The organism is Flavobacterium sp. 102, from assembly GCF_003634615.1.
Classification (GTDB): Bacteria; Bacteroidota; Bacteroidia; order Flavobacteriales; family Flavobacteriaceae; genus Flavobacterium.
In genome coordinates, this window is record NZ_RBKX01000001.1 from 3,770,822 (window position 1) to 3,796,061 (window position 25,240).

Below are 25,240 nucleotides of genomic sequence, written 5' to 3' on the forward strand. Positions count from 1 at the left end.
ATTGATGAAATCGTTGTCAAAAAATTGAGTGGGCAAATTTACAAACTAAATTTCTATTAATAAAACAGTTAAAATTAAAAACCGTTAATTCGCAAATTACTTATTTTCAATTTGCGAATTAACGGTAAATATAATCGAGTTCAAATTTACTCTTTCCTGTATTTTTTTGTAATTTCAAAAACGTGTTCCAAAATTTTCGCGTCTTCTTCACTGAATTCAACTTGGCGTCTAGCCATCACAATTTTAGCCGTTTGAAAAGCTTTTGAAGTCAAATAAGTTGTGAAACCCGAAGCGCCGCCCCAAGAAAAACTCGACACAAAATTACGTGGAAATCCGGAACCGAAAATGTTAGCCGAAACACCAACCACCGTTCCTGTATTGAACATCGTATTGATGCCACATTTGCTGTGATCGCCCATCATTAAACCACAAAACTGCAAACCGGTTCGGGCAAATCCTTCAGTTTCGTAGCTCCACAAACGCACTTCTTCATAGTTATTTTTCAGGTTGGAATTATTGCTATCTGCTCCGATATTGCACCATTCGCCTAAAACAGAATTACCTAAAAACCCATCGTGTCCTTTATTAGAATAACCCATTAAAACCGAATTGCTCACTTCACCGCCTATTACAGAATGTGGGCCAACGGTTGTCGCTCCATACACTTTGGAGGACAATTTCACTCGACCCGATTCGCATAACGCAAATGGCCCGCGAATGACTGAACCTTCCATTATTTCAGCATTTTTTCCGATGTAGATTGGTCCGGTTGAAGCGTTTAAAGTTACAAACTCAAGCTTTGCTCCTTCTTCAATAAAAATATTTTCGGGCGAAATGACATTGACACTTTTTGGAATCGGTTGGGAATGTCTGTCTTCAGTGATTAATTCGAAATCTTCTCTCAAAGCTGCGTCATTTTTGGCAAAAATATCCCAAGTGTGCTCGATTCTTAAGCCTTCTTCGTTGTATTCAATGATTTCATAGGAATCAAAATCGACTTCTTCCTGTGTATCATTGGTAAAAAAAGCAACCACTTCTTCACCTTGAAAAATAGCTTGGTTATTTTCGAGACTTTTTACCATTTCTGCCAAAACATCGTTTGGTAAAAAAGAAGCATTAATCATGACGTTCTCTTCCATTTCCACCATTGGAAACTTTTCGGAAAGGTATTCTTCGGTTAAAGTAGTCGTGGTGTAACCCAAATGTTTTTCCCATTTTTCACGTATGGTTAAAATCCCGACACGAATATCGGCAACCGGACGTGTAAAAGTAAAAGGGAGAAGAGCATTGCGAACAGTTCCGTCAAAAAGTATGTAGTTCATTTTGTTTGTTATCAGTTGTGTGTCCAAAGTTTATAAAAAAAATCCGTTCGACAAAGCCTAGGCAAAGTTTATTCAATAAAAAAACCACTCACTTTCGTGAATGGTCTTCCTAAAATTTGAACTCTGAAACTACTATTTTGCGTGTTTCGCGTATTTTGTTTTGAATTTATCAATACGTCCTGCAGTATCGATAAGTTTAGATTTACCTGTATAAAAAGGGTGAGAAGTTCTAGAGATCTCCATTTTGAAAACTGGATATTCAACACCTTCGTGCGTGATAGTTTCTTTAGTTTCTACTGTTGATTTAGTGATAAAAACATCTTCGTTTGACATGTCTTTGAAAGCAACTAATCTGTAATTTTCCGGGTGAATTCCTTTTTTCATGATAAATCTTTTTATTGTTTTGAAGTAGTTCGTTTTGAAGCTTTCACTTTGAAAGGTGTAAACTGGCTACAACTTTTATTAATTTCTTTTTTAAATTGAGAGTGCAAAAATACAACTTTTTTACAAAAATCAAAGCGAACTGTAACTTTTTTTAATTGTTTTAAACTTACTGGTAAGTAATTGCGGAATTACTATATTTGTTAATTAATTAAAACCTAAAAACCATGAATGAAATTATTAAGAAAAACGGAATCAATTTTGGAATTATCTTAGGACTTTTTTCAGTTCTTTTTACAACGGCAATTTATGTAATTGACTTACAACTGTTCACAAGTTGGTGGATTGGTATAGTTGCAATCGTAATCTCAATTGTTATTGGAGTGGTATTAGTATCCAAAACAAAAAAACAATTAGGTGGAAACATCACCTTCAAAGAGGCATTTACAGTGTATTTTATTGCCGCAGTAATTGGCTCTTTTATCTCAACCGTTTACAATTATGTTTTATTCAATTTTATCGATACCCAAGCCAAAGAAACCATCAAAGAAATTACTTTAAAGTATACACAAGAAATGATGGAAAAGTTTGGTACACCGGCAGCAACAATCAATGAAACCATGCAAAAAATGGCAGAAACCGACAACTATTCATTAGGCAATCTAATGTTTGGTTTTGCTATAGGCTTAGTATTTCAAGCGATTTTCGGTTTAATTTTAGCAGCCATTTTCAAATCAAAATCGAATCAAGGATTATAGATGAATCTATCCATAATAATTCCGCTTCTTAACGAGCAGGAATCTTTACCCGAATTACACCAATGGATTGTCAAAGTCATGACAACCCACAATTATTCCTATGAAGTTATTTTCATCGATGATGGAAGCACGGATAATTCATGGACAATTATTGAAAAACTTTCCCAAGAAAACCCGAATGTAAAAGGCATTCGTTTCCTCAGAAATTTTGGAAAATCACAAGCCTTGCATGCGGGTTTTGCCAAAGCCAAAGGCGATGTCGTAATCACGATGGATGCCGATTTACAAGACAGCCCGGACGAAATTCCGGGTTTGTTTGATATGGTGACTAATCAAAATTTCGATTTAGTTTCCGGTTGGAAAAAGAAACGTTATGATTCGGTGGTTGCTAAAAACCTACCTTCTAAACTATTCAATTGGGCAGCGAGAAAAACTTCCGGGGTCTATTTGAATGATTTTAACTGCGGTTTAAAAGCCTACAAAAGTGTTGTCATTAAAAACATCGAAGTTTCGGGAGAAATGCACCGTTATATTCCGGTTTTGGCCAAGAATGCAGGCTTTTCCAACATAGGGGAAAAAGTGGTCATTCACCAAGCGCGAAAATATGGCGAATCTAAATTTGGCATGAGCCGATTCATCAATGGCTTTTTAGATTTGATAACGATTTGGTTCCTTTCAAAATATGGCAAACGCCCGATGCATCTCTTCGGAGCACTAGGTGTTGTCATGTTTATCATTGGCTTCATCTCTACATTTTTAATCATAGGAATTAAACTGATGAAATTATTTGTATTTCATGAACCGACCATTTTAGTAGCACAAAACCCTCTTTTCTATATTGCTTTAACTTCAATGATTATTGGTTCCCAATTATTCTTAGCCGGATTTTTGGGCGAAATTATACTTCGAACCAAAAACAATGAAGAGCGTTATAAAATTTCAAGCGAAGTGAATCTATAACGACTTCATTTCAATAATAAAACAATTACCATGCATATCGAACAAGCTATTTTAGACAAAGTAAACGAATGGTTGACACCAACTTTTGACGTTGACACCCAAAACCAGATCAAAGAAATGATGACGACTTCTCCCAAAAATTTGGAGGAGAGTTTCTATAAAAACTTAGAATTCGGAACCGGTGGAATGCGCGGAATTATGGGTGTTGGCACCAATCGAATCAATAAATATACTTTGGGTAAAAATACGCAAGGCATCTCCGATTATTTAAAAAAATCATTCCCTGGCGAAGACTTAAAAGTCGTAATTGCTTATGATTGTCGTCACAACAGTGACACTTTAGGAAAAGTGGTTGCCGATGTTTTTTCGGCTAATGGCATCAAAGTGTATTTGTTTTCAGAAATGAGACCTACTCCGGAATTGTCTTTTGCTTTAAAATATTTAAAATGTCATGCCGGAATTGTACTAACTGCTTCTCATAATCCGCCGGAATACAACGGTTACAAAGTATATTGGCAAGATGGTGGACAACTCGTTCCGCCACAAGATGAAGAAATCATTCAAGTGATTGAAGACTTAAAATACAGCGAAATTAAATTCGAAGCCAATAATAATTTAATCGAATACATTGATATAGAGATTGACAATGCATTTGTAGAGTCAACTGTTGCGAATGCAAGTTTTAACACTTCGGTAAATGCAAAAGCGAATTTGAAAATCGTTTACACTTCGTTACACGGAACTTCCATAAAATCGGTGCCGAATGTTTTAGCAAAAGCTGGATATACGGATGTAAATATTGTTCCGGAACAAGCTGAACCTAATGGTGATTTCCCAACCGTAGTTTCACCCAATCCCGAAGAACCTGAAGCGTTGACCATGGCTTTGGCTTTGGCAGAAAAATTAAATGCCGATATCGTTTTTGGAACTGATCCTGACAGCGACCGTTTGGGCGTTGCCGTTAGAGACAACAACAATAAAATGATTCTCCTTAACGGAAATCAAACGATGGTTGTTATGACCAATTACTTATTGGAACAATGGAAAAAAGCAGGCAAAATTGACGGCAAACAATTCATCGGTTCTACAATCGTTTCAACACCAATGATGCTCGAATTGGCTTCAGCTTATGGCGTGGAATGCAAAGTCGGTTTGACCGGTTTCAAATGGATTGCCAAGTTTATCAAAGATTTTCCTGATTTACAATTTATTGGCGGTGGTGAAGAAAGTTTTGGGTTTATGGTTGGCGATGCCGTTCGCGATAAAGATGCTGTTGGTGCGATTTTATTAATGTGTGAAATTGCAGCACAGGCTAAAGAAAATAACAGTTCCGTTTACCAATATTTGCAACAAATGTATGTGGATTTTGGTTTCTACAAAGAATACCTAATTTCAATTACCAAAAAAGGAATCGAAGGCGCGAATGAAATCAAACAAATGATGATTGACATGCGCGACAATCCGGTTTCTGAAATCAATGGACAACGGGTTATTATGGTAGAAGATTACCAAAATTCTACGGCAAAAAATTTGTTGACCGGCGAAACGGAAAGCTTATTAATTCCAAAATCAGATGTGTTGATTTATTATTTAGAAGACGGTTCAAAAATTTGTGCCCGTCCAAGCGGAACGGAACCGAAAATAAAATTCTATTTCAGCGTCAATACCGCTATAGAAAATCTAGGAGAAATTCCGGCTGCCGAAGCTTATTTGGACCAAAAAATTACCACTATCATTTCTGAAATGCAGTTGAACTAATGAGTAGCATCAAAAAGATATTTCCTTTTATCCGTCCGTACAAAAAGTACGTTTACTTAAACATTTTTTTTAATGTTTTCTACGCTTTGTTCAGCGCTGTTTCTTTTGTGGCACTGATTCCGATGCTGTCCGTACTTTTTAAAGAAGACAATAAAATCACTACAAAACCGGTTTTTGAAGGTATAGAACACATTGGTAGTTTTGTGGAGAATTATATGGGTTATTACATTTCCCATTTCAACGAAACTAAAGGCCAACAATACACTTTATTAATCATGATTACACTGATTATTACGTTGTTTTTACTGAAAAACTTGTGTAATTATTGGGCGATGTATTTTATTACTTTTCTCAGAAATGGCGTGTTAAGAGACATTCGAAATGCAATGTACAAGAAATCAGTAGAGTTGCCTATCTCCTATTTTTCAGAAAAAAGAAAAGGCGATGTGATTTCAAGAATGACCTCGGATGTTTTAGAAATCCAACATTCTTTTTTGTCGGTTTTAGAATTAATTGTCCGCGAACCTTTGACCATCTTATTTACTATTGGCGCGATGTTTTTTATCAGTGTCAAATTAACGCTGTTTGTTTTCATATTTATTCCAATATCCGGTTTTATCATTTCCAAAGTAGGTAAATCACTTAAGAAAAAATCAGATAAAGCGGCGATTGAACAAGGTTATTTTTTATCCATTATAGAAGAAACGCTAAGCGGATTAAAAGTTATTAAAGGTTTCAATAGTGAAAAAGTATTCCAAGGGAAATTCACTAATTCAACCGATAGATTTTTTCACCTGAACAATAAAATTCTAAACCGTCAAAACCTTTCTTCACCTTTAAGTGAATTCTTGGGAATCTTAATCATTGCGGTACTTTTAGTTTACGGTGGAAGCATGGTTTTAGTGGAAGGAACGCTTTCGGGCGCGAAATTTATTGGCTATATGGGATTGGCTTATAACATTTTAACACCGGCCAAAGCGATTTCAAAAGCCAGTTATGGTGTCAAAAAAGGAGAAGCGGCTGCTGAAAGAATTTTAGAAATTTTGGAACAAGAAAACCCGATTGAAAGCAAAGAAAATGCGGTTCAGAAATCGACTTTTGAATCCGGAATCACCTTAGAAAACATCAATTTCAGATACGAAGACGAAAACGTCTTAAAGAACTTTTCGCTTCAAGTTCCAAAAGGAAAAACCGTCGCCTTAGTTGGTCAATCCGGTTCGGGAAAAAGTACGATTGCCAATTTATTGACGCGTTTTTACGATGTAAATGAAGGTAAAATAACGATAGACAATGTCGACATCAAAGACATGGATTTACATTCTCTACGCGGTTTAATGGGCTTGGTAACACAAGATTCTATTCTGTTCAACGATACGATTAAGGCCAATATTGCTTTGGGCAAATTAGACGCCACTGATGAAGAAATCATAGAAGCTTTGAAAATTGCCAATGCCTACGAATTCGTAAAAGATTTACCGGACGGAATTTATGCGAATGTCGGCGACAGCGGAAACAAACTATCGGGTGGACAAAAACAACGTTTGTCCATTGCTCGTGCGGTTTTAAAAAATCCACCGATTATGATTTTGGACGAAGCAACTTCAGCTTTGGATACCGAAAGTGAAAGATTAGTCCAACAAGCTTTGGAAAACATGATGCAAAACCGAACTTCAGTAGTTATTGCGCACCGACTTTCGACTATTCAAAAAGCCGATATGATAGTCGTAATGCAAAAAGGAGAAATCGTGGAGCAAGGAACACATGACGAACTTTTGGCCAAAAACGGAACTTATTCCAAATTAGTAACCATGCAATCTTTTGAATAGATTTTATGTATGTAAACAATCCAAATATCAAACTACCTGAAGATCCTGATACGGTGGTTTGGAAATATTTGGACTTGTCGAAATTTCTCGACTTATTGCTTTCCGGACAATTGTTCATGTCTCGCTCGGACAAATTTGAAGACCAATACGAAGGTACTTTTAGCGAACCAACATTTGAAGAAATCAAAAAACTTTCCGAAAACAATCCTGAATTCCTAGCGTATTACAAATCACACCGCGAAAAAGTGGTGGTTAGCAGTTGGCACATCAACGAATACGAATCGTTTGCCATGTGGCAGATTTTTACCCAAAATAGTGAAGGTTTAGCCATTCAATCTACGATTGGTCGTTTGCAAAAAGCTTTGGAAGCCGAAAAAGATTTCAAACAATACATTGGCGAAGTCAATTATATCGATTACAAAAAGGAATATATTCCGTTTGACGATATGTTTTTTCCGTTCCTGTTTAAGCGAAAAAGTTTTCAATACGAAGGCGAAGTCAGAATCATTGCCGATTTATCCGACAAGGACATTAAAATCAATGACGGTTTAAAAATTGACGTGGATATCAATCAAATGATTGAGAAAATATACATTCATCCCAAATCGGAAAATTGGTATAAAAAGTTGGTGATTGAATTGGTCTCCAAATTAGGGTTTGATTTTGAGATTGAAAAATCCGATTTAGAGAGCGATATTCTAATATAGGATTTTAAAGCAAAGGCTTGATTTCTGTGGCTTTCCATTCTTTGTCCAAAAGATTGACGAAGTAATAGTGAAGCGTATCTTCTTTGTCGAAGGCACCATTTTTATTAGTGTCTTCAATAGCTCTGAAGTACAACCTGCTTCTGGATTCAATTATATTCCAATCAATCAATTCTTGAAAATCAGTAGAGATTTTAGTAAAGTTCTTTCCTGAAATATCACTCAAGTAAAGTGATTTAATATCGTTATTGTTGACTTTATTGTCTTTATTGGTGTCTAAATCCGCTAAAGTAAAAACCATCAGTTGCTTTTTGGTTTTGTCGGCTATGCCTTTTAAATAAGTAGCCGTTTCTATCAACACATTTTTTTCGGTCAAGGCATAAATCGTGTCTTGCCCTATTTCTTGAAACTTCAAATTCTGCAAATAACCGGTAATTTGGTATTCGCCATAATTAGAAACCGTATAACCCGTATTAGAATCATAAGAAGATTTTATGCCTTTTTTGTCACTAGAAATCGTTCCGATTGGAAAAATCAAGTAATTGGTTCCATCCATATTGATAGGTAAATCGGCAATTTCAATTTGACTGGTATCTTCAGGAACTTCGGTTTTAACTTTTGAAGGATCTTGATAAATCACTTTGGGTTTTGGCGCTTCTTCTTTTTTGCAACTTACCAAAGTCAGCACTAAAATCAAGGAAATATAGAAAGGATAATTTTTCATCTCAAAATAATTTGTAATCAAAAATAGTGAATTATTTCTACAATTTTGCGGTCAGCTTTATATTGAAAACTCGCGTAGTCATATAATTTGGAATTCCGTATTGATTTTTGGTATAAACATCGCGAACCCAAGTATTGGTAATGGCATTTTGATTGTTGAACAAGTTGAAAATTTCAAAACCAAAGGACAAGTCCTCGAATTTTTTCAGCCAATGACCATCCGGTCTTTCATTGTTTCTTTCGGTTAAAACATAAGAGAAACCAACATCGGCACGACGGTAATCACGCAAACGGGTTTGGTAAGTATAAGCATCTGCATAAGATGGAGAACCGCCCGGCAAACCGGTGTTGTAAACCAAATTCAGATACAATTTCATATTAGGTAAATTCGGCATATAATCTTGGAATAAGATTCCAACTTTCAATCTTTGATCTGTAGGACGCGCTATAAAGCCTCTGCCATTTTGGTTTTCTTCCGTTTTCATATAACCTAAACTCAACCAAGATTCTGTTCCGGGAACGAATTCTCCGTTTAATCTCATATCTAAACCATAAGCATACGCTTCCGCATCATTATTGGCGCGGTAACGGATCCTAACATTTTCCAAAGTATAAGTATTTACGTCCGTCATAGTTTTGTAATAGGCTTCGGTAACCAATTTAAAAGGACGTTTTGCCATTTTGAAATTATAGTCATTACTCAACACGAAATGAATCGATTGCTGTGCTTTTACATTTGGATTTACATTGCCATCCATATCTCTCAACTCGCGATAAAATGGCGGTTGGTGATACAAACCGGCAGCAAAACGGAATATCATGTCTTTGTCCCAATCCGGTTTAAGGGCAAATTGTGCTCTCGGACTGAAAACGGTTTGGCTTTTCGCATTTGAAATACCATCACCTGATACTGTCCAATTGTGAAAACGCGCACCGGCTGTAATCCATAGTTGACTGTTACCCATTTCAGTTTTAGTATTCCATTGGGCAAACCCTGAAAATCTGTCTATGTCGATGAAATTAGTTGCTCTAACGTTTTGATATGGTACTAAAGGTCCAACATAAGGATTATAAGGTTGGTCATTTGGGAAATCAAAATCGGGCGGATTTAAAGAAAAACCGGCTGAGTCAATTACTTCCCATTCTACGATTCTGTCGCGAATATTTTCACGAGTGTATTTAAAACCCCAATCGATTTGGTGCTTTTTGTTATTTACGAAATGGGTTCCTTTGACTTCTGCGTTAATAATTAAGGCATCTAAATCGTTACGAGCATGATTTAATTGCGTTCCGACACCTTGACTGTACGTCACTTCGCCTACAGTTTCTGAACCGATATTGGTATCGACTTCTCCTAAAAAATAAGCTGCAAAAATGTCGAAATACTCTTGTTCCTGTGTATGATAAACCGAACCAATTAATCTGAAATTATTGTTTTCGTCTTTAACAAAAGTGGTTTTTAGTGCACCAAAAAGCGTTTGGTATTTGTCTTTTTCTTGACCATCATAAAATATTTGCAACGCAATCGGTTCATCTATGGTTCCAAAATTGGTTTGACGCGTCAACGGTTGGTAATTGTATTTGTTCTGCGATGCATTTCCTAAAAAACTGAATTGCCATCTTTTATTTGGACTAAAATTAACGTTGGTTTGTACGTCCATAAAAGTTGGTCGGAAATTGGTTTGCGTTTCCTGACTGTTTACAAAAAGTGAGTTGTCGCGGTAACGAATTCCGGTTATGGCTGACCATTTTTTATTTTTCGAAATACCTTCTCCGGTTACACTTCCGCCTAACAAGCTGGCTTCGGCTGTCAGGCTATATTTTGTTGGTTTACGGTAAGTAATATCTAAAACAGAAGACATTTTATCGCCATATTTCGCTTGAAAGCCACCGGCAGAAAAATCGACGTTTTGGACCATATCGGTATTGGTAAAACTCAATCCTTCTTGTTGACCGGAACGCACTAAAAACGGACGATAGACTTCTATTTCGTTGACATAAACTAAGTTTTCATCGTAATTTCCACCACGGACGTTGTAACCCGAACTTAATTCGTTGTTAGCATTTACGCCTGCAAAAGTTTTCAAAACGCTTTCTACTCCGGGCATGGCGCTAGGATTTTTACGAATAGTTTCCGGTTCGATTGAGGTAATTCCTTGAACTCGTCTTTTACTACTGGTAATTACCACATCATTTAGTTGCTCGGCTTTTTCACTCATTACTACATGGTATTCTAAGTTTTCGGCAGGTTTTAATTGAAAAGTTGCTGTTATACTTTTTAACGATGTATGTGTAAACACCAAGACCACTTTTTGATTGGCCGGAACAGATATTTCATAGAAACCGTTTGCATCGGTAGTCGCTGATCTGGTTTGGTAACTTACGTTAACATTTTCAACTGGTCTGTTATTTTCATCGAGTACGACTCCGGCGACTTTAGCCGTTTGATTTTGGGCAAAAGTGATGCAACTGAACGCTAAAAAAAGGAGCGTAAAAAGGAATTGATTTGTTCTCAAAGGATATAATTAAGGTTTTTGACTTCTAAAAAAATGTGTTTCAAAGATAGTAGAATTTCCAACATTATCCTTAACGACGACTTTTAAATCGTTTTTCCCTTCGGCTACTATACCATCTGAAAAGCGATGAATCAGTTTTTTAGTTTTGGGTTCATATTCCAATAAAATCCATTTGTCGTTGAGCGTGCCTTCGTAGCTTTTGATGCCTGACAAATCATCGGAAATCGTGAATATCAATTCGTTTTGTTGGCTAATCCATTTACCACCGATTTTCTTATCAATTTTGATTTTTGGCGGCATACTGTCTTTGAATAATTTGTAATCTCCCAAATATTTGGAATAAACAGTAAACGAATTTTTGTAGCGTTTAGTATGGTAATAGTAGATTTTTTTACCATCAATGGAACCGATAAACATTTTTTGTCTTTCTTTTTCGGCAGTAATACTGTCTTCAAAAGTTATCGTCATATTGGCAAAAGCCGGTTCCAAATCATCATGCAAATGCAACAATCCGTTTTTGACTTCAAAATCCATGTAGAAATCTTTTAGAAAAGCATTCGCCGGAATAGAAACAGTGACATTTTCTAATGAAAAAACATTTTCTTTATTGGTTTTGACTAAATATTTGGATGTAATTGGCTCTTCGTATACTTTAGAAGGTAATGGTGAATAGTCAATCGGGATAAAAACTCTAGTCACATTTTCGCTAAAATCGGCTATTTCAATTTTATAGTTTTGAGTTACATTGGAAGTAACTGAAATGATTCCTCCATTGGTTCCGGATTGGATTATACTCAGTGGATATGCATTTTCAGCAAACAGTTTCTGAACGCGTTGTCCTAACTTTTTATAGCGACTGTAATCAATTAGCGCATTGACATAACGCGTTTCATCGAAAGCAAAAGTGTCAAACTTGTAACTAAAATTGGTTTTGCCGTTCAGAAAAGTTTGCACTCTAAAAATTCCATTTGCATTCCAGGAAACATCATCATAGTCAAAAGTGGTAATTCCGAAACCGATTTTCCCTGTCGCCAACACTTTTTCGGCGATATAACTTCCGTCTGCTTGTTGTGAAATACTGACCGCAATTGGTCTTTTTGATTGATTGACTATCGAATTATTGTCTAAAGGATAAACAAACAAGCTGTTAAGAATTGGTCTTTTCGAATCGGTTATTGCCGAATCGAAGCCGAAATACATCGGATTGATAATTTTCTCGGATTGGGTGTCGCGAATTTCAAAATGCAAATGCGGACCATCAGAACCGCCTGTATTTCCGGAAATTGCGATAACATCATCTTTTTTGACTAATAAATCCGTGGAAGAAAATGTTAAATCAATTTCATACGATTTCGCTTTATACTGTTCGCTTTTAATTAACTTTTCAACTTCACCGTATCCCGATTGTAAATGTCCATAAACAGAGGTATAACCATTAGAATGGGTAATGTAAATGGCTTTCCCATAACCATTTTCGGCTATTTTAATTCGGGAAATATAACCATCAGCTACGGCATAAACATTGAATCCTTCTTTTTTTTGGGTTTTAAAATCGAAACCTGAGTGAAAATGATTGGGTCTTAATTCGCCAAAGTTGCCCGAAAGCTGCAAAGGAATATCCAAAGGAGAACGAAAATAGTCCTTTGGATACTGATTTTGGCTTAAAACCAAAGTTGAATAACAACACAAAAACAAGATATATTTCATCCAAAAGTTGTTTTAGCTAAGATACAAAAAAGTGAGTTAAAATTTACAATCGTGATTTTTAATTTATAACTCGTTAAAAAACAAAATATTATAATTTCATTTAAAAACAAGGAATAAATAATTGTCAAAAATATTGTGCAAACAAAATAGAATCCTAACTTTGTAAAGTAAGTAATGAATAAAGTAATTTATGAGTGAAATTGCAGAAATAATTGATTCTGTTGAAAATAGGATTGAAAAACTTTTTATGAAAATAGACAGTTTGGAGAAAAATTCTATGGCATTAAGAACAGAATTGCAAGAAGCTTCAAAATTGATTCAAAAGAAAACTGACGAAATCACAGCATTGAAATCAGAATGTGAATCCCTCAAAATGGCCAATTCATTATTAGGCGGTGAAGAAAATAAAAGAGATACAAAGCTTAAAATAAATTCATTAATCAGAGAGATCGATTACTGTATAGCGCAGTTATCAGACTAAAATATGGAGGATAAGCTTAAAATAAAGTTATCAATAGCCGACAGAGTTTACCCGTTAACGGTAGATCTTTCGCAAGAAGAAGGACTGAGAAGTGCTTCCAAAAAAATTGATGCGATGATTAAGCAATTCGAAGAAAACTATGCCGTTCGCGACAAACAAGATGTATTGGCCATGTGCGCTTTACAATTTGCCTCGCAAGTAGAACAAAAGCAAGTGGATAATTCCATTGACGGTACAGAAACTCTGGACAGATTAAAAAAAATTAATGATTTATTGTTCGACTATCTCGATAAAAAATAACGTTCTTAACATAGATTACAATACCGCCTACATTAGATTTTAATTGGTAAACTCAACACTAACAATTTAGAATGAGCAAATCATCGTTACTAAAGCACGCCACTTTTATCGTGGATCCTTGACCAACGAGTTAGCTCAAAACTTGTCCTTACGAGTTTATGCATTCACCTAATGTAGGCTTTTTTTATATATAAACACAATCAAAACATGGAAATTACATTAACTATAATTGCGTTAATCGTTGGCGTTGCCGGAGGTTTTGGAATTGCAAAATTCCTAGAAAAAAGCAACGTCTCTAATATGATTAAAAACGCTAAAAAAGAGGCTACCTCTATCTTAAGAGATGCTAACGTTGAGGCTGAAAACATTAAGAAAGACAAACTACTTCAAGCCAAAGAGAAGTTTTTAGAATTAAAATCAGAGCATGAAAAAGAGATTTTAAACAAAGACAAAAAAATAGCCGAAGTAGAGAAGAGAACACGCGATAAAGAATCTCAAGTATCGAGCGAATTGGCCAAAGCCAAAAAAGTCAATGACGATTACGAAGCCAAAACAAATGAATACAATAGTAAAATAGAGCTGTTAGACAAGAAACAACAAGAGCTTGAAAAACTACACAAAAGTCAGGTAGAGCAATTGGAAGTGATTTCAGGTCTGTCTGCTGAAGATGCTCGTGAGCAATTGGTAGAAAGCTTGAAAGCGGAAGCCAAAACCAAAGCGATGTCGCATATCCAAGACACCATTGAAGAAGCTAAATTAACAGCGCAACAAGAAGCTAAAAAAGTTATCATCAATACCATTCAACGTGTTGGAACGGAAGAAGCAGTAGAAAACTGTGTATCGGTGTTCAATATCGAATCAGATGACGTTAAAGGAAGAATCATTGGTCGTGAAGGAAGAAACATCCGTGCTTTAGAGGCCGCTACCGGTGTTGAAATTATTGTTGACGATACTCCGGAAGCAATTATCTTATCGTGTTTTGATCCGGTGAGAAGAGAAATTGCTCGTTTGTCATTACACAAATTGGTAACTGACGGCAGAATTCACCCGGCGAGAATTGAAGAAGTAGTGGCCAAAACGACGAAACAAATCGACGATGAAATCATTGAAGTTGGTAAACGTACAGTTATTGATCTAGGAATTCACGGTTTACATCCTGAATTGATTAAAGTAGTTGGTAGAATGAAATACCGTTCCTCATACGGACAAAACTTATTACAACACTCGCGTGAAGTTTCCAAGCTTTGCGGAATCATGGCCGCTGAATTAGGATTGAATGTAAAATTAGCAAAACGCGCCGGTTTACTACACGATATTGGTAAAGTACCAGATACAGAAAGTGATTTACCACACGCCCTATTAGGAATGCAATGGGCTGAGAAATATGGCGAAAAAGAAGAAGTTTGCAACGCGATTGGAGCGCACCATGACGAGATTGAAATGAAATATTTGATTTCTCCGATTATTCAGGTGTGTGATGCAATTTCAGGCGCAAGACCAGGCGCAAGACGTCAAGTACTTGATTCTTATATCCAAAGACTAAAAGACTTGGAAAACATTGCCTTTGGCTTTACCGGCGTTAAGAATGCTTACGCAATTCAGGCCGGTCGCGAACTACGTGTGATTGTAGAAAGTGAAAAAGTAAGTGACGATATGGCTTCTAACCTATCATTTGAAATTTCACAAAAGATTCAAACGGAGATGACTTATCCGGGGCAAGTAAAAATCACTGTAATCAGAGAAACAAGAGCGGTGAATATCGCTAAATAATTAAAAGTACTGCATAAAAAAGGCGACCAATAGTGGACTTAACCCCAAAAGTTGGACGGTTAAAAATTAATTAAGATTTTTTGAATGAGCTCGGTATTGTATCGGGCTCATTCCATTTAAGTTAAGCCTTATTCTATCGTTGTTATAGTATTTTATATACTCTATAATATCTTTATTTAATTCTGCTATAGAATCATACTTTTTAAGATAAAACAGTTCAGATTTTAGCGTTCCAAAGAAGTTCTCTATAATTGCATTATCTAGGCAGTTTCCTTTTCTGGACATACTAGCACTTATGTTTTTTCGTTTAAGCATAAATTGATATGCTTTCATTTGGTATTGCCAACCTTGATCTGAGTGCAATATCAATGTTTTATCACTTTTATTACGCTTACATTTTTTTAGCATATCTATAACCTGTTTGATATTTGGGCTCTCCGAAGTTGTATAACTAATAATCTCTCCATTAAACAAATCAATAACCGGCGATAGATAAAGTTTCTTTTCTTTAACCCGGAACTCGGTTATGTCAGTAGCCCACTTTTCATTAGGCTGTGCTGCTTTGAAGTTTCTCTGAAGTAAGTTTGGCGCTATTTTACCTAGTTCCCCTTTATAAGAGACATACTTTTTGCCTCTAATCAGGCTCTTTAGGCCTTGCTCCTTCATAAGTTTGTAAACCGTTTTGTGATTGATTACATATCCTCTTTTCTTAACTTCTAACAATATTCTTCTATATCCGAAGCGACCTTTGTGCTGATGATATATAAGTTTAATTTCCTCTTTAGCAGATTTATACTTATCTTCTTTACCTAGCTCTTTTCGATGGTAATAGAAAGTACTTCTGGCCATCCCAGCATGTTTGAGTAGCGTGGCTAATCCATGCTGTTGCCTTAGTTCTTGGATGATTTGCGTTTTTCTTCTTTCTCTTTTTCTGATTGAACTAAGGCATGAAGCTTTTTTAGATAGGCATTCTCTGCCTTTAAATCGGCTAACTCTTCCAGTAGTTCTTCCTCTCGGGTTAAGGCTTTTTTAGATTTTTTAGGCATAGCTTTATGTTTTCCTCTTCTTTCTAATGCTAAACCTGCTGAACCCTCACTATCATAAATCGCTATCCATTTCATCAAAGAACCAATACTAGGAATTTTAAAAAGGATACAGGTTTCAGATAAAGATAAGTATTTATTTCTCATCTCATTAATAGCCTTTAGTTTAAACTCAGCAGAATAGCTGTTTTTTATTGGTTTAAGTCCTTCAATACCATACTTGTGGTAAAAAGAAACCCAACGCCTAACCATACCATGTTGCAAGGAAAACTCAATCGCTATTGACTTACAACCAGATTTTCCATTAATAACTTTCTCAACGATTGACTTCTTGAAGTCAATGTCATACTTGATTTTTCTACTCATAAAAATGCCCCCAATAAGTGTCTAACTTTTTGGGGGCAGTCTATAGGTCGCCTTTTTTATTAGGTAAATATCTTTTTAATCACATCGCCAGTCATCGGCTTCACATAATATTCCGCAATTAAACTCTTAAATTGTTCGAGTTTATCAGAATTGAAATAATCTTCAGAAGAACTTACAACATAAATGGTGATTTCTTTTAAGACATTTTTTCTTATTTCACTAAATTCCTCCAAAAATTGCCAACCATCGAGAACAGGCATATTAATATCCAATAAGATTAAATCAGGAAGGTTTTCGGTTTCATTAAGTTTGGCTTTTAAATCGCTCAAGGCATCTAGTCCATTCTCAAAAAAACATGGATTGACCTGAATATTATTTTTTTCGAGCAACTTCTTGATAATAAAGTGGTGTACCTTATCATCATCCACAACAAATAGGTTGTTGAACTTCATTTTAAAAACAGATTTGGGGATTATTGTCTTAGACTTTGCAATATTAAACAAAAAAACCGATAAACTACGCTTTTCTCGGATGAAATGTATTGATGATTTGTGTTAAATGTCTCCTATCCAAGTGAACATAGATTTCAGTCGTCGTAATTGACTCATGACCAAGCATCATTTGAATCGAACGTAAATCAGCACCATTCTCAAGTAAATGGGTAGCAAAAGAATGTCTTAAAGTATGTGGACTTATATTTTTAACTAAATTGATTTTAACGGCTAAAGTTTTTATAATAGTAAAAACCATAGCTCTCGTAAGTTGTTTGCCTCTTCGATTTAAAAACAAAGTATCTTCAAAACCTTTAGCAACAACCATATGATTTCTAATTGATTGCTTATAGAGTCCGATAAACTTTTGGGTAGATTGGGCTATCGGAACAAATCGCTGTTTGTTGCCTTTACCTGTAATTTTAATAAAGCCTTCTTCAAAAAACAAGTCAGATATCTTCAAAGTAATTATTTCGGAAACACGCAAGCCACATCCATATAAAGTTTCGAGCATCGCTCTGTTGCGTTCACCTTCGGGCGTGGCCAAATCTATGGCACCAATTAAATTATCAATGTCTTCCACTGATAAGGTATCCGGTAATTTTCTGCCTATTCTTGGGGCTTCAATCAATTCCATCGGATTGTCAGAACGAAAATCTTCAAAAATTAAATACGTAAAAAAGCTCTTTAATCCTGAAATTATTCGGGCTTGCGAACGCGCATTGACTTCTTTAGAGATTTCATAAATAAACTGTTGAATGGTTTCTTCCTTAATTTTTTCGGGAGAAACATTGATATTAGCAGCACTTAAAAAAGCGCACAATCTTTCCAAATCAAAAGTATAATTGGCCACTGTATTTTTTGACAAGCCTCTTTCAATTTTTAAATAAGATTGAAAACTCTTGATATAGCTGTTCCAGTTCATATTACAAATAAACGAAATGTATGGATATAAAAAAACCTCTCATAACGAGAGGTTTTAAAATATAATCTTTAAAACTGATTAGAATCTGTATCCTAAACCAACATTAAATGAATTTGTAGAAATTTTAGCATCACCTCCAGTATCGTTCAAATCAGCTAAACCTAGGTTATATCTAGCATCAAAGAATAATCCTGACTCCAATTCATAACCGGCACCGATTCCTAAACCATAATCAAATGATTTCAATGAATCTTTGATAGCATCTCCTCCTGCAACAAAACCAAATTGAGGTCCAGCTTGAAGATTTAAACCTTCCATTATGTAATACTTAGCCATAACCGGTATTCTAACGAAATTTAATCCAGTCTCTGGGTTATCAGCACCCTCCATAGAGTATAATAACTCTGGTTGAACGTGGAATTTCTCAGAAATAGTAAAATCTACTAAACCACCTAAGTAGAAGTTTGAAGCAGCATCAGTATCTGCATCTCCACCAAAGTTAGTGTTGGCATAACCAGCTTTAACACCAAATCTCATGTCGCTTGAACCACCTTTGTCTTGTGCATTTGCAAAAGAAAATGCAAATACAGCAGCCATAGTTAATAAAACTTTTTTCATGTTTGTTTAATTTTAAAATTAATATGAACAAATTTATAGTAATCTTTTTCATTCGTAATAATACCAACCCTATCTTTTCAACAATGTTGTTAACAAATAAAAAATATTTACATCGCTGACAATCAGCTATTAAATAAAAAAACCACACTTAAAAGTGTGGTTTTGTGAATAAGTGAGTGTAAATTAAAGCTTGTAAAGTAAACCAAAGCTAACAGTTGACATATCAAGACCTAATTCAAATCCAGTAGTTTTTTCAGCTCCATCACCTCCGTTATCGTTAGATGAATAACCAAAACCACCCCAAGAAGTAGTGATTGCAAAACTATCAGAAACAAAATAATGTAAACCTACAGGAACATTAACACCAATGATTTTTGAAGTACTTTCACCTAATCCATCAACTTCTGATTTAACTGAAGCATAAGAGATGTTTCCACCAACAGAAAGAGAGAATTTACTTGCAGGTGTCCAGAAGTATTTTACTCCAGCATTGATACCAAAACCAGAATTTTTAACTTCGTACAAATCTCCATCATTAAAAATATCAACTACATCTTTTCCTGATGTAAACCCTAACGATCCTTCAATAGCTAAGTTATCAGAAATGAAATAACCTAAACCTGGAGCAACTGTGAAAGAGTCAGTTTTAAAATCTCCAGTTTTTTCACTTGAAAAGTTGAAAGTACCTGAAAGGTACAAATCTCCTTTAGCAAATCCTTCTGAACTTTCTTTTTTGTCTTGTGCATTAGCAAACCCAAAAGCGCATATTGCAGCAACAGTTAAAATAATTTTTTTCATGTTTATTAATTTTAAAATTAGTGAGACTAAATTATTCTTAATCCTTTTTAAGCAGCCAAAGACCTCTTTACAGTTATTAACATTTTTGTTAACAATTTTAACAGGCTACACTATTGATTTACAAGGAAATGTTGCCATCTCATAAAGATTTTAAAAAAAAGAGCACTAATAGAAAAACACAAAAAACCACTTTTAATGCTTGCACCTCAACATAAAATCATCAAAAAACATTAATTTTCACTGTTAAAGATTCTTTATACATTTACAAAAAGATCAAATTGTATGAAAATTATAATAATAAATGGACCAAACCTCAACCTATTAGGAAAACGCGAACCGGAAATATATGGAAACAAGACCTTCGAAAACTATTTTGAAGAATTGAAAAGTAAATACACTATGATCGATTTGGACTATTTTCAAAGTAATATTGAAGGCGAGCTCATCGATAAAATTCAGGATACAGGTTTTACCTATGACGGCATTATTCTCAATGCGGCAGCTTACACACATACATCGGTTGGTATAGGCGATGCTGTTAAAGCTATCATAACACCGGTAATCGAAGTACACATTTCTAATACATTTGCTCGAGAAACTTTTCGCCATCAATCTTTTATTTCTCCAAATGCTAAAGGAATTATCATTGGTTTCGGGTTAAAAAGTTACGAATTGGCTTTGCAATCATTCTTATAAACTCTAAAATTTATCTTTAACATGCCTAAAAAACTACTTTCTGCCCTATTTTTATTTATTTCTACAATTACTTTGTCCCAAGTCAAAGGAAAAGTCACCGATGAAAAAGGAAATCCATTGCCTTTTGTAAACATCTTCGAGGAAAACACCTATAACGGAACCACCAGTAACGACCAAGGGCAATTTGAATTAAATCTGAAAACGCCAGGAAAACAACACACTATTATTTTTCAGTATTTAGGTTTTAAGACCAACAAGCAAACAATTACTATTGATAAAACACCTGTCGTTTTAGAGATTGTAATGGTTGAAGAAAATTTCATTTTAAATGAAGTAGTCATCAATCCAAAAGACAATCCGGCAAATGAAATCATTAGGAATGCCATCAAAAACAAAAAAGAAAACTCTGCTAAAACAGCAAGATATACTGCCGATTTTTATTCGAGAGGTATTTTTAGAGTTAAAAATTTACCCAAAACAATCTTAGGGCAAAAACTCGATTTCTTTGACGAGGTAATTGACTCTACACGAAGCGGTATTTTATATTTATCCGAAACCGTTTCCAAAGTTACTTTTCAAAAACCGGATAAAATGAAGGAAGAAATCTTGGCTTCCAAAGTCAGCGGTAATGACAACGGCTTTAGTTTTAACGATGCTTCGTCTGCCAATTTTGATTTTTATGAAAATTATTTAGAATTTGATACTAATGTAGTTTCCCCTATAGCAGATAACGCGTTCAATTATTACAAATACCAATTTGAAGGTTCGTTTTTTACAGAAAATCGCCAACAGATTAACAAAATCAAAATCATTCCACGCAGAGAAACTGAACCCGTAATGTCGGGCTACATTTATATAGTCGATGATACTTATGCAATCTATGCAGTTGATGTCAGTTTTACCGGTAAGCAAATTCAAAATCCTGCATTAAATACTTTGACTTTAAAACAAAATTTCAGCTACAACAGCACTTCAAGAATCTGGGCAAAAAATACACAAACTTTAGATTTTGATGCCGGAATGTTAGGCGTGAACATCTCCGGAAGATTTACTTATGTGTTTTCAAATTTCGCCTTTCCAGAAAAATTTGAAAAGAAAACATTTACAGCAGAAGTTATCCGATTTGAAGAAAATGCCAATAAAAAAGACGATGTTTTTTGGAACACCATTCGTCCCGTGCCTTTAACTTCTGAAGAAACCACCGATTATATTAAGAAAGATGCGCTTCAAGAAAAGAAAAAGTCAAAAGTATATTTAGATTCAATTGATGCCAAAAAAAATAAATTCCGCTTGATGGATGTTTTAAATGGTTACAGCTATTCTAATTCTTATAAAAAATGGTCGATAAATTACAACGGACCATTATTAAACACTTCTTTCAACACCGTTCAAGGCTATAATACCAGTATTGGTTTGTCTTACTTTAAAAGAAACGAAGACAAAAACACTTATTACCAATTTGGTTCGTCTTTGGCGTATGGCTTTTCAGACGAGAGATTTAGACCAACGGCTTATTTTTCGTCAAAACTAAGCAACAAATCAAAATCTTATCTTTCTGTTTTTGGCGGGAATTCGGTCAATCAGTTCAACCGCGAAGAGCCAATTTCAAAGTTGATTAATTCCATAAGTACGTTATTTTTCAAAAACAACTTTATGAAATTGTATGAGAAGAATTATATCGCTGCTAATTTTTCAAGAGAAATGTTCAATGGGTTAAACATGAGTTTAGGTCTTGAATATTCAGAAAGAAAACCGCTCTTCAACACTACAGATTATACTGTAATCAAATCAGAAGATTTATATACTTCGAATAATCCTTTGCTTCCTTTTGACTATACTACATCAGCGATTGACAGACATAATTTGGTTAAACTAAATGTTGGTGCCAGAATAAAATTTGGCCAACAATACATCACACGTCCTGACGGGAAATACAATCTCGGGAACGACAAATACCCAACTGTTTCCCTAAATTATGAAAAAGGATTAGGCGGAAGTGAGAACCTATACAATTATGATAAAATTTCGACCAGAATAACCTATGATTTAACTATGGGCAACAAAGGCGCAATAGCCATCAACACTAAGGCCGGAAAGTTCTTTAATGCAGAAGGAATCTCCTTTGTTGATTATAATCATTTCAACGGAAACCAAACCCATGTGGTATTTGGCAGTTCTTATACCAATCAATTTAACTTTTTACCTTACTATTTAGCCAGTACCAACGACAGCTATTTTGAAACGCATATGGAATACAACGACAAAGGGTTTATCATGAATAAAATTCCGTTGTTGAACAAATTGCAATCAAAATTAGTTTTAGGCTTTAAGAACCTGGCGGTTCCCGATAGAAATCCTTATCAAGAATTCTCTGCCGGTTTAAGCAATTTAGGCTTTGGGAAATTCAGAGTTTTGAGAATCGATTATGTTCGTACCTATCAAAATGGTTATCAAGGCGATGGCGTGATGTTTGGTCTCAATTTTTAAATGAAATGAATAATAAAAAGTGATTTTATTCGTTTTAGAGATAACCATAAAACTAAAACCATGAAAAAAGCTATTTATATTTTTATCCTATTTTTCGTTGTTGCCTTTTTTATTATTTTATCAACGGCGATTGATACTTCCAAAGAAAATTCCATTGAAGTTTCCGGGACCGTAAAATCAGTTTATGAAGGTGGTGTTAAAGATGTGGTTTTTCAATTGGAAAACCACAAAACTACCTACTATATCAATCGCGGTTTTGAAAACGGATTTGAAATGGCTAAAGCCAAAAAAGATTTTGAAGGAAAGAAAATTACACTGTTTTATGCTAAAAGTTGGACACCTTTAGCGCCATTCGGGACCACTTGTAAGCACATTACTCGTCTTACCATAAATGACAGTGTTGTTTTCAGCGAATGGTAATTATTTTATAAAAACATCATATCCAAAACGGATTAACGTCAATACCACTACAAAAAGGAAAAACTTTCTAATAAAGTCGTTTCCTTTTTTTATGGCCAATTTGGCGCCAATCCAACCGCCTAAAGCATTAGAGAAAGCCATCGGAATCGCAAAAGCCCATATGATTTTGCCTTTCAAGACAAACAAACATATCGAACCGAAGTTGGTGGCAAGATTGACCATTTTTGCATTCGCGGAAGCATGAAGAAAATCAAATCCTAAAATCGAAACAAATCCTAACACTAAAAAACTTCCCGTTCCGGGACCAATAAAGCCATCGTAGAAACCAACCAATATGCTGATGATAACCGCATAAAGCATTTGCCTTTTAACGGTATGTACTTTCTCTTGGTGTTGTCCGAAGTTTTTCTTTTTAAAAGTATAAATCGCCAATCCGATTAAAACAAAAAACAGCAACGGTTTCATAAAATCACTACTGACCACATTCAACAGCGCCGAACCTAAAAAAGCTGAGCAAAAGGCCAAGACCGCCATAATAGACAGCAGCTTCCAGTTCATATCGACTTTCTTCAAATACTGAAAAGCAGCAAAACTAGTACCGCTAAATGCCGGGATTTTGAGTGAGCCAATGATACTAGCTACCGAAAGGTTGGGCATCAATATCATTGCAACAGGAGTTTGAATCAAACCACCGCCGCCAACAATAGCATCAACAAAACCGGCAAAGAAAGAAGCAATACAAAGCAATACAATGATGTAGGTTTCCATAGGCTCAAAATGAAAAGAGGCACAATTTGCGCCTCTTTATATATCTGTTTTGTTAAACTCTAACGATGTTAGCCCCTAAAGCTCTGAGCCTTTCGTCAATTCTTTCGTAACCGCGATCAATTTGCTCAATATTTTGAATCGTAGAAGTTCCTTTAGCAGAAAGCGCAGCAATCAACAAGGAAATTCCCGCACGAATATCAGGCGAAGACATTGTTGTCGCTTTTAATTGCGATTGAAAATTATGTCCCATGACCACCGCTCTGTGTGGATCACACAACATAATTTTGGCACCCATATCAATCAATTTATCCACGAAGAACAAACGGCTTTCGAACATTTTTTGGTGAATTAAAACATCGCCATTGGCTTGCGTTGCTACCACCAAAACGATACTCAACAAGTCAGGCGTAAATCCCGGCCAAGGCGCATCGGCAATAGTTAAGATAGAACCGTCAATATCAGTTTTAACGGTATAACCTTTGGTATGAGCCGGAATATAAATATCGTCTCCTTTTCTTTCTAAAGTGATTCCCAATTTTCTAAACACACTTGGAATCACACCCAAGTTATCCCAACTTACATTTTTAATGGTAATTTCACTACGCGTCATCGCTGCCAATCCAATCCACGAACCGATTTCAATCATATCCGGAAGGATTCTGTGTTCGCAACCGCCTAATTTTTCAACGCCTTCAATGGTCAATAAGTTAGACCCAACACCGGTGATTTTCGCACCCATGGAGTTCAACATTTTACACAACTGTTGTAAGTAAGGCTCGCAGGCTGCATTATAAATAGTAGTTGTTCCTTCAGCTAAAACAGCTGCCATCACAATATTGGCTGTTCCGGTTACTGATGCTTCGTCCAATAACATGTGAGCGCCTTTCAAACGGGTTTTGGTTTCCACGCCATAGAAATGGTCTTCTCTTTCGTAACGGAATTTGGCTCCTAAATTGATGAATCCTTCAAAGTGCGTATCCAAACGACGACGACCAATTTTATCACCACCCGGTTTTGGAATATAACCACAACCAAATCTGGCTAAAAGTGGCCCAACAATCATAATCGAACCTCTTAAGCTTCCACCTTCTTTCTTAAAGGCTTCCGTTTTTAAATAATCAATATTGACTTCATCTGCTTGAAAAGTGTAATCACCAACACCGTTTTTTTGAATTTTTACGCCCAAATTCCCCAATAAAACGATGAGTTTATTAACGTCAATAATATCCGGAATATTGGTAATTCTAACTTTTTCTGAAGTTAATAATGCCGGACACAAAACTTGCAATGCTTCATTTTTGGCGCCTTGTGGTTGTACATCTCCTTTCAGTGAAATGCCACCTTCAATTTTAAAAGTTCCCATATGTGTTTTTAAGGTTCTGAGGTCATGAGGCTCTGTGGTTCTGAGGCCTTAGTACCTTA

The 25,240-nt window shown here is 35.4% G+C and carries 24 protein-coding genes and 1 other RNA gene; 12 read left to right on the forward strand and 13 right to left on the reverse strand.

All coding sequences use genetic code 11. The features are described 5' to 3' along the window. Window positions 1–146 precede the first annotated feature (146 nt). Window positions 147–1,322, reverse strand: coding sequence for a GlmU family protein (locus C8C84_RS16735; RefSeq protein ID WP_121314881.1), 1,176 nt, complete (start codon window positions 1,320–1,322; stop codon window positions 147–149). A 132-nt stretch (window positions 1,323–1,454) separates the two neighbouring features. Further along, the gene (locus C8C84_RS16740) at window positions 1,455–1,706 is read right to left on the reverse strand and encodes a type B 50S ribosomal protein L31 (protein ID WP_121314882.1); all 252 of its coding nucleotides are present in this window, start codon (window positions 1,704–1,706) and stop codon (window positions 1,455–1,457) included. Between the two features lie 224 nt (window positions 1,707–1,930). Between C8C84_RS16740 and C8C84_RS16745 the strand changes: the two genes are divergently transcribed. Genes C8C84_RS16745 through C8C84_RS16765 form a run of 5 tightly spaced genes read left to right on the forward strand, consistent with a single transcriptional unit; the run spans window position 1,931 to window position 7,712 of the window. After that, a complete protein-coding gene (locus tag C8C84_RS16745; protein ID WP_121314884.1) occupies window positions 1,931–2,461 on the forward strand; it encodes a DUF4199 domain-containing protein in 531 nt (176 codons plus the stop codon). Continuing rightward, the gene (locus tag C8C84_RS16750) at window positions 2,462–3,421 is read left to right on the forward strand and encodes a glycosyltransferase family 2 protein (protein ID WP_121314885.1); all 960 of its coding nucleotides are present in this window, start codon (window positions 2,462–2,464) and stop codon (window positions 3,419–3,421) included. 30 nt (window positions 3,422–3,451) lie between these two features. After that, a complete protein-coding gene (locus tag C8C84_RS16755; protein ID WP_121314887.1) occupies window positions 3,452–5,179 on the forward strand; it encodes a phospho-sugar mutase in 1,728 nt (575 codons plus the stop codon). After that, window positions 5,179–7,005: an ABC transporter ATP-binding protein gene (locus C8C84_RS16760; protein ID WP_121314889.1), complete on the forward strand. Its 1,827-nt coding sequence runs from the start codon at window positions 5,179–5,181 to the stop codon at window positions 7,003–7,005. Before C8C84_RS16755 ends, C8C84_RS16760 begins: the two co-directional genes overlap by 1 nt. 5 nt (window positions 7,006–7,010) lie before the next feature. Next, window positions 7,011–7,712: a hypothetical protein gene (locus tag C8C84_RS16765; RefSeq protein WP_121314891.1), complete on the forward strand. Its 702-nt coding sequence runs from the start codon at window positions 7,011–7,013 to the stop codon at window positions 7,710–7,712. Between the two features lie 4 nt (window positions 7,713–7,716). Here C8C84_RS16765 and C8C84_RS16770 read toward each other — a convergent pair whose 3' ends face one another. The 3 genes from C8C84_RS16770 to C8C84_RS16780 are packed head-to-tail and all read right to left on the reverse strand — an operon-like array spanning window position 7,717 to window position 12,655. Next, window positions 7,717–8,433: a hypothetical protein gene (locus tag C8C84_RS16770; RefSeq protein WP_121314893.1), complete on the reverse strand. Its 717-nt coding sequence runs from the start codon at window positions 8,431–8,433 to the stop codon at window positions 7,717–7,719. Between the two features lie 37 nt (window positions 8,434–8,470). Then, complete coding sequence (locus C8C84_RS16775; RefSeq protein WP_121314894.1) at window positions 8,471–10,948, reverse strand: carboxypeptidase-like regulatory domain-containing protein; 2,478 nt, start codon at window positions 10,946–10,948, stop codon at window positions 8,471–8,473. A gap of 9 nt (window positions 10,949–10,957) precedes the next feature. Beyond that, on the reverse strand, window positions 10,958–12,655 hold the full coding sequence (locus tag C8C84_RS16780; RefSeq protein ID WP_121314895.1) for a M23 family metallopeptidase: 1,698 nt from the start codon (window positions 12,653–12,655) through the stop codon (window positions 10,958–10,960). 190 nt (window positions 12,656–12,845) lie between these two features. Here C8C84_RS16780 and C8C84_RS16785 point away from each other — a divergent pair, with 190 nt between their 5' ends. The 4 genes from C8C84_RS16785 (at window position 12,846) to rny (ending at window position 15,206) form a co-directional block, all read left to right on the forward strand. Continuing rightward, window positions 12,846–13,136 carry a hypothetical protein gene (locus C8C84_RS16785; protein ID WP_121314896.1) on the forward strand — a complete coding sequence of 97 codons (291 nt, stop codon included), beginning with the start codon at window positions 12,846–12,848 and terminating at the stop codon, window positions 13,134–13,136. A 3-nt stretch (window positions 13,137–13,139) separates the two neighbouring features. Then, window positions 13,140–13,436, forward strand: coding sequence for a cell division protein ZapA (locus C8C84_RS16790; RefSeq protein WP_121314897.1), 297 nt, complete (start codon window positions 13,140–13,142; stop codon window positions 13,434–13,436). Window positions 13,437–13,486: 50 nt separating this feature from the next. Then, a non-coding RNA gene (gene ssrS, locus C8C84_RS16795) (6S RNA) lies at window positions 13,487–13,594 on the forward strand. Between the two features lie 49 nt (window positions 13,595–13,643). Beyond that, window positions 13,644–15,206, forward strand: a complete 1,563-nt coding sequence (gene rny / locus C8C84_RS16800) for a ribonuclease Y (RefSeq protein ID WP_121314898.1) — start codon at window positions 13,644–13,646, stop codon at window positions 15,204–15,206. A 66-nt stretch (window positions 15,207–15,272) separates the two neighbouring features. Here rny and C8C84_RS16805 read toward each other — a convergent pair whose 3' ends face one another. The 6 genes from C8C84_RS16805 to C8C84_RS16830 all read right to left on the reverse strand — a co-directional run bounded on the left by C8C84_RS16805 (window position 15,273) and on the right by C8C84_RS16830 (window position 19,447). Further along, on the reverse strand, window positions 15,273–16,142 hold the full coding sequence (locus C8C84_RS16805) for an IS3 family transposase (RefSeq protein ID WP_121312278.1): 870 nt from the start codon (window positions 16,140–16,142) through the stop codon (window positions 15,273–15,275). Beyond that, window positions 16,097–16,615: a helix-turn-helix domain-containing protein gene (locus C8C84_RS16810; RefSeq protein ID WP_121312279.1), complete on the reverse strand. Its 519-nt coding sequence runs from the start codon at window positions 16,613–16,615 to the stop codon at window positions 16,097–16,099. Before C8C84_RS16810 ends, C8C84_RS16805 begins: the two co-directional genes overlap by 46 nt. A 59-nt stretch (window positions 16,616–16,674) precedes the next feature. Further along, complete coding sequence (locus C8C84_RS16815) at window positions 16,675–17,067, reverse strand: response regulator (protein WP_121314899.1); 393 nt, start codon at window positions 17,065–17,067, stop codon at window positions 16,675–16,677. Window positions 17,068–17,131: 64 nt separating this feature from the next. Beyond that, a complete protein-coding gene (gene xerD, locus C8C84_RS16820) occupies window positions 17,132–18,031 on the reverse strand; it encodes a site-specific tyrosine recombinase XerD (RefSeq protein WP_121314900.1) in 900 nt (299 codons plus the stop codon). Between the two features lie 78 nt (window positions 18,032–18,109). Further along, window positions 18,110–18,649 carry a porin family protein gene (locus C8C84_RS16825; protein ID WP_121314901.1) on the reverse strand — a complete coding sequence of 180 codons (540 nt, stop codon included), beginning with the start codon at window positions 18,647–18,649 and terminating at the stop codon, window positions 18,110–18,112. A gap of 183 nt (window positions 18,650–18,832) precedes the next feature. Further along, entirely contained in the window at window positions 18,833–19,447 is a 615-nt protein-coding gene (locus C8C84_RS16830) for an outer membrane beta-barrel protein (protein ID WP_121314902.1), read from the reverse strand. Window positions 19,448–19,729: 282 nt separating this feature from the next. On the opposite strand from C8C84_RS16830, the gene aroQ reads away from it, so the two are divergent. Genes aroQ through C8C84_RS16845 form a run of 3 tightly spaced genes read left to right on the forward strand, consistent with a single transcriptional unit; the run spans window position 19,730 to window position 23,050 of the window. Beyond that, a complete protein-coding gene (gene aroQ / locus C8C84_RS16835) occupies window positions 19,730–20,143 on the forward strand; it encodes a type II 3-dehydroquinate dehydratase (protein WP_121314903.1) in 414 nt (137 codons plus the stop codon). A gap of 21 nt (window positions 20,144–20,164) precedes the next feature. Beyond that, the gene (locus C8C84_RS16840) at window positions 20,165–22,630 is read left to right on the forward strand and encodes a DUF5686 and carboxypeptidase regulatory-like domain-containing protein (RefSeq protein ID WP_121314904.1); all 2,466 of its coding nucleotides are present in this window, start codon (window positions 20,165–20,167) and stop codon (window positions 22,628–22,630) included. Window positions 22,631–22,690: 60 nt separating this feature from the next. Beyond that, complete coding sequence (locus tag C8C84_RS16845; RefSeq protein WP_121314905.1) at window positions 22,691–23,050, forward strand: hypothetical protein; 360 nt, start codon at window positions 22,691–22,693, stop codon at window positions 23,048–23,050. Here C8C84_RS16845 and C8C84_RS16850 read toward each other — a convergent pair whose 3' ends face one another. After that, a complete protein-coding gene (locus C8C84_RS16850; RefSeq protein ID WP_121314906.1) occupies window positions 23,051–23,818 on the reverse strand; it encodes a TSUP family transporter in 768 nt (255 codons plus the stop codon). A gap of 52 nt (window positions 23,819–23,870) precedes the next feature. Further along, window positions 23,871–25,181 carry a UDP-N-acetylglucosamine 1-carboxyvinyltransferase gene (murA, locus tag C8C84_RS16855; protein ID WP_121314907.1) on the reverse strand — a complete coding sequence of 437 codons (1,311 nt, stop codon included), beginning with the start codon at window positions 25,179–25,181 and terminating at the stop codon, window positions 23,871–23,873. Between the last annotated feature and the right edge of the window lie 59 nt (window positions 25,182–25,240).

Bases quoted from the DNA above. Each gene is read 5' to 3' on its own strand.
- C8C84_RS16735 (WP_121314881.1), bottom strand. From the start codon at position 1,322: ATGAACTACATACTTTTTGACGGAACTGTTCGCAATGCTCTTCTCCCT.
- C8C84_RS16740 (WP_121314882.1), bottom strand. From the start codon at position 1,706: ATGAAAAAAGGAATTCACCCGGAAAATTACAGATTAGTTGCTTTCAAA.
- C8C84_RS16745 (WP_121314884.1), top strand. From the start codon at position 1,931: ATGAATGAAATTATTAAGAAAAACGGAATCAATTTTGGAATTATCTTA.
- C8C84_RS16750 (WP_121314885.1), top strand. From the start codon at position 2,462: ATGAATCTATCCATAATAATTCCGCTTCTTAACGAGCAGGAATCTTTA.
- C8C84_RS16755 (WP_121314887.1), top strand. From the start codon at position 3,452: ATGCATATCGAACAAGCTATTTTAGACAAAGTAAACGAATGGTTGACA.
- C8C84_RS16760 (WP_121314889.1), top strand. From the start codon at position 5,179: ATGAGTAGCATCAAAAAGATATTTCCTTTTATCCGTCCGTACAAAAAG.
- C8C84_RS16765 (WP_121314891.1), top strand. From the start codon at position 7,011: ATGTATGTAAACAATCCAAATATCAAACTACCTGAAGATCCTGATACG.
- C8C84_RS16770 (WP_121314893.1), bottom strand. From the start codon at position 8,433: ATGAAAAATTATCCTTTCTATATTTCCTTGATTTTAGTGCTGACTTTG.
- C8C84_RS16780 (WP_121314895.1), bottom strand. From the start codon at position 12,655: ATGAAATATATCTTGTTTTTGTGTTGTTATTCAACTTTGGTTTTAAGC.
- C8C84_RS16785 (WP_121314896.1), top strand. From the start codon at position 12,846: ATGAGTGAAATTGCAGAAATAATTGATTCTGTTGAAAATAGGATTGAA.
- C8C84_RS16790 (WP_121314897.1), top strand. From the start codon at position 13,140: ATGGAGGATAAGCTTAAAATAAAGTTATCAATAGCCGACAGAGTTTAC.
- rny (WP_121314898.1), top strand. From the start codon at position 13,644: ATGGAAATTACATTAACTATAATTGCGTTAATCGTTGGCGTTGCCGGA.
- C8C84_RS16810 (WP_121312279.1), bottom strand. From the start codon at position 16,615: ATGAGTAGAAAAATCAAGTATGACATTGACTTCAAGAAGTCAATCGTT.
- C8C84_RS16815 (WP_121314899.1), bottom strand. From the start codon at position 17,067: ATGAAGTTCAACAACCTATTTGTTGTGGATGATGATAAGGTACACCAC.
- xerD (WP_121314900.1), bottom strand. From the start codon at position 18,031: ATGAACTGGAACAGCTATATCAAGAGTTTTCAATCTTATTTAAAAATT.
- C8C84_RS16825 (WP_121314901.1), bottom strand. From the start codon at position 18,649: ATGAAAAAAGTTTTATTAACTATGGCTGCTGTATTTGCATTTTCTTTT.
- C8C84_RS16830 (WP_121314902.1), bottom strand. From the start codon at position 19,447: ATGAAAAAAATTATTTTAACTGTTGCTGCAATATGCGCTTTTGGGTTT.
- aroQ (WP_121314903.1), top strand. From the start codon at position 19,730: ATGAAAATTATAATAATAAATGGACCAAACCTCAACCTATTAGGAAAA.
- C8C84_RS16840 (WP_121314904.1), top strand. From the start codon at position 20,165: ATGCCTAAAAAACTACTTTCTGCCCTATTTTTATTTATTTCTACAATT.
- C8C84_RS16845 (WP_121314905.1), top strand. From the start codon at position 22,691: ATGAAAAAAGCTATTTATATTTTTATCCTATTTTTCGTTGTTGCCTTT.
- C8C84_RS16850 (WP_121314906.1), bottom strand. From the start codon at position 23,818: ATGGAAACCTACATCATTGTATTGCTTTGTATTGCTTCTTTCTTTGCC.
- murA (WP_121314907.1), bottom strand. From the start codon at position 25,181: ATGGGAACTTTTAAAATTGAAGGTGGCATTTCACTGAAAGGAGATGTA.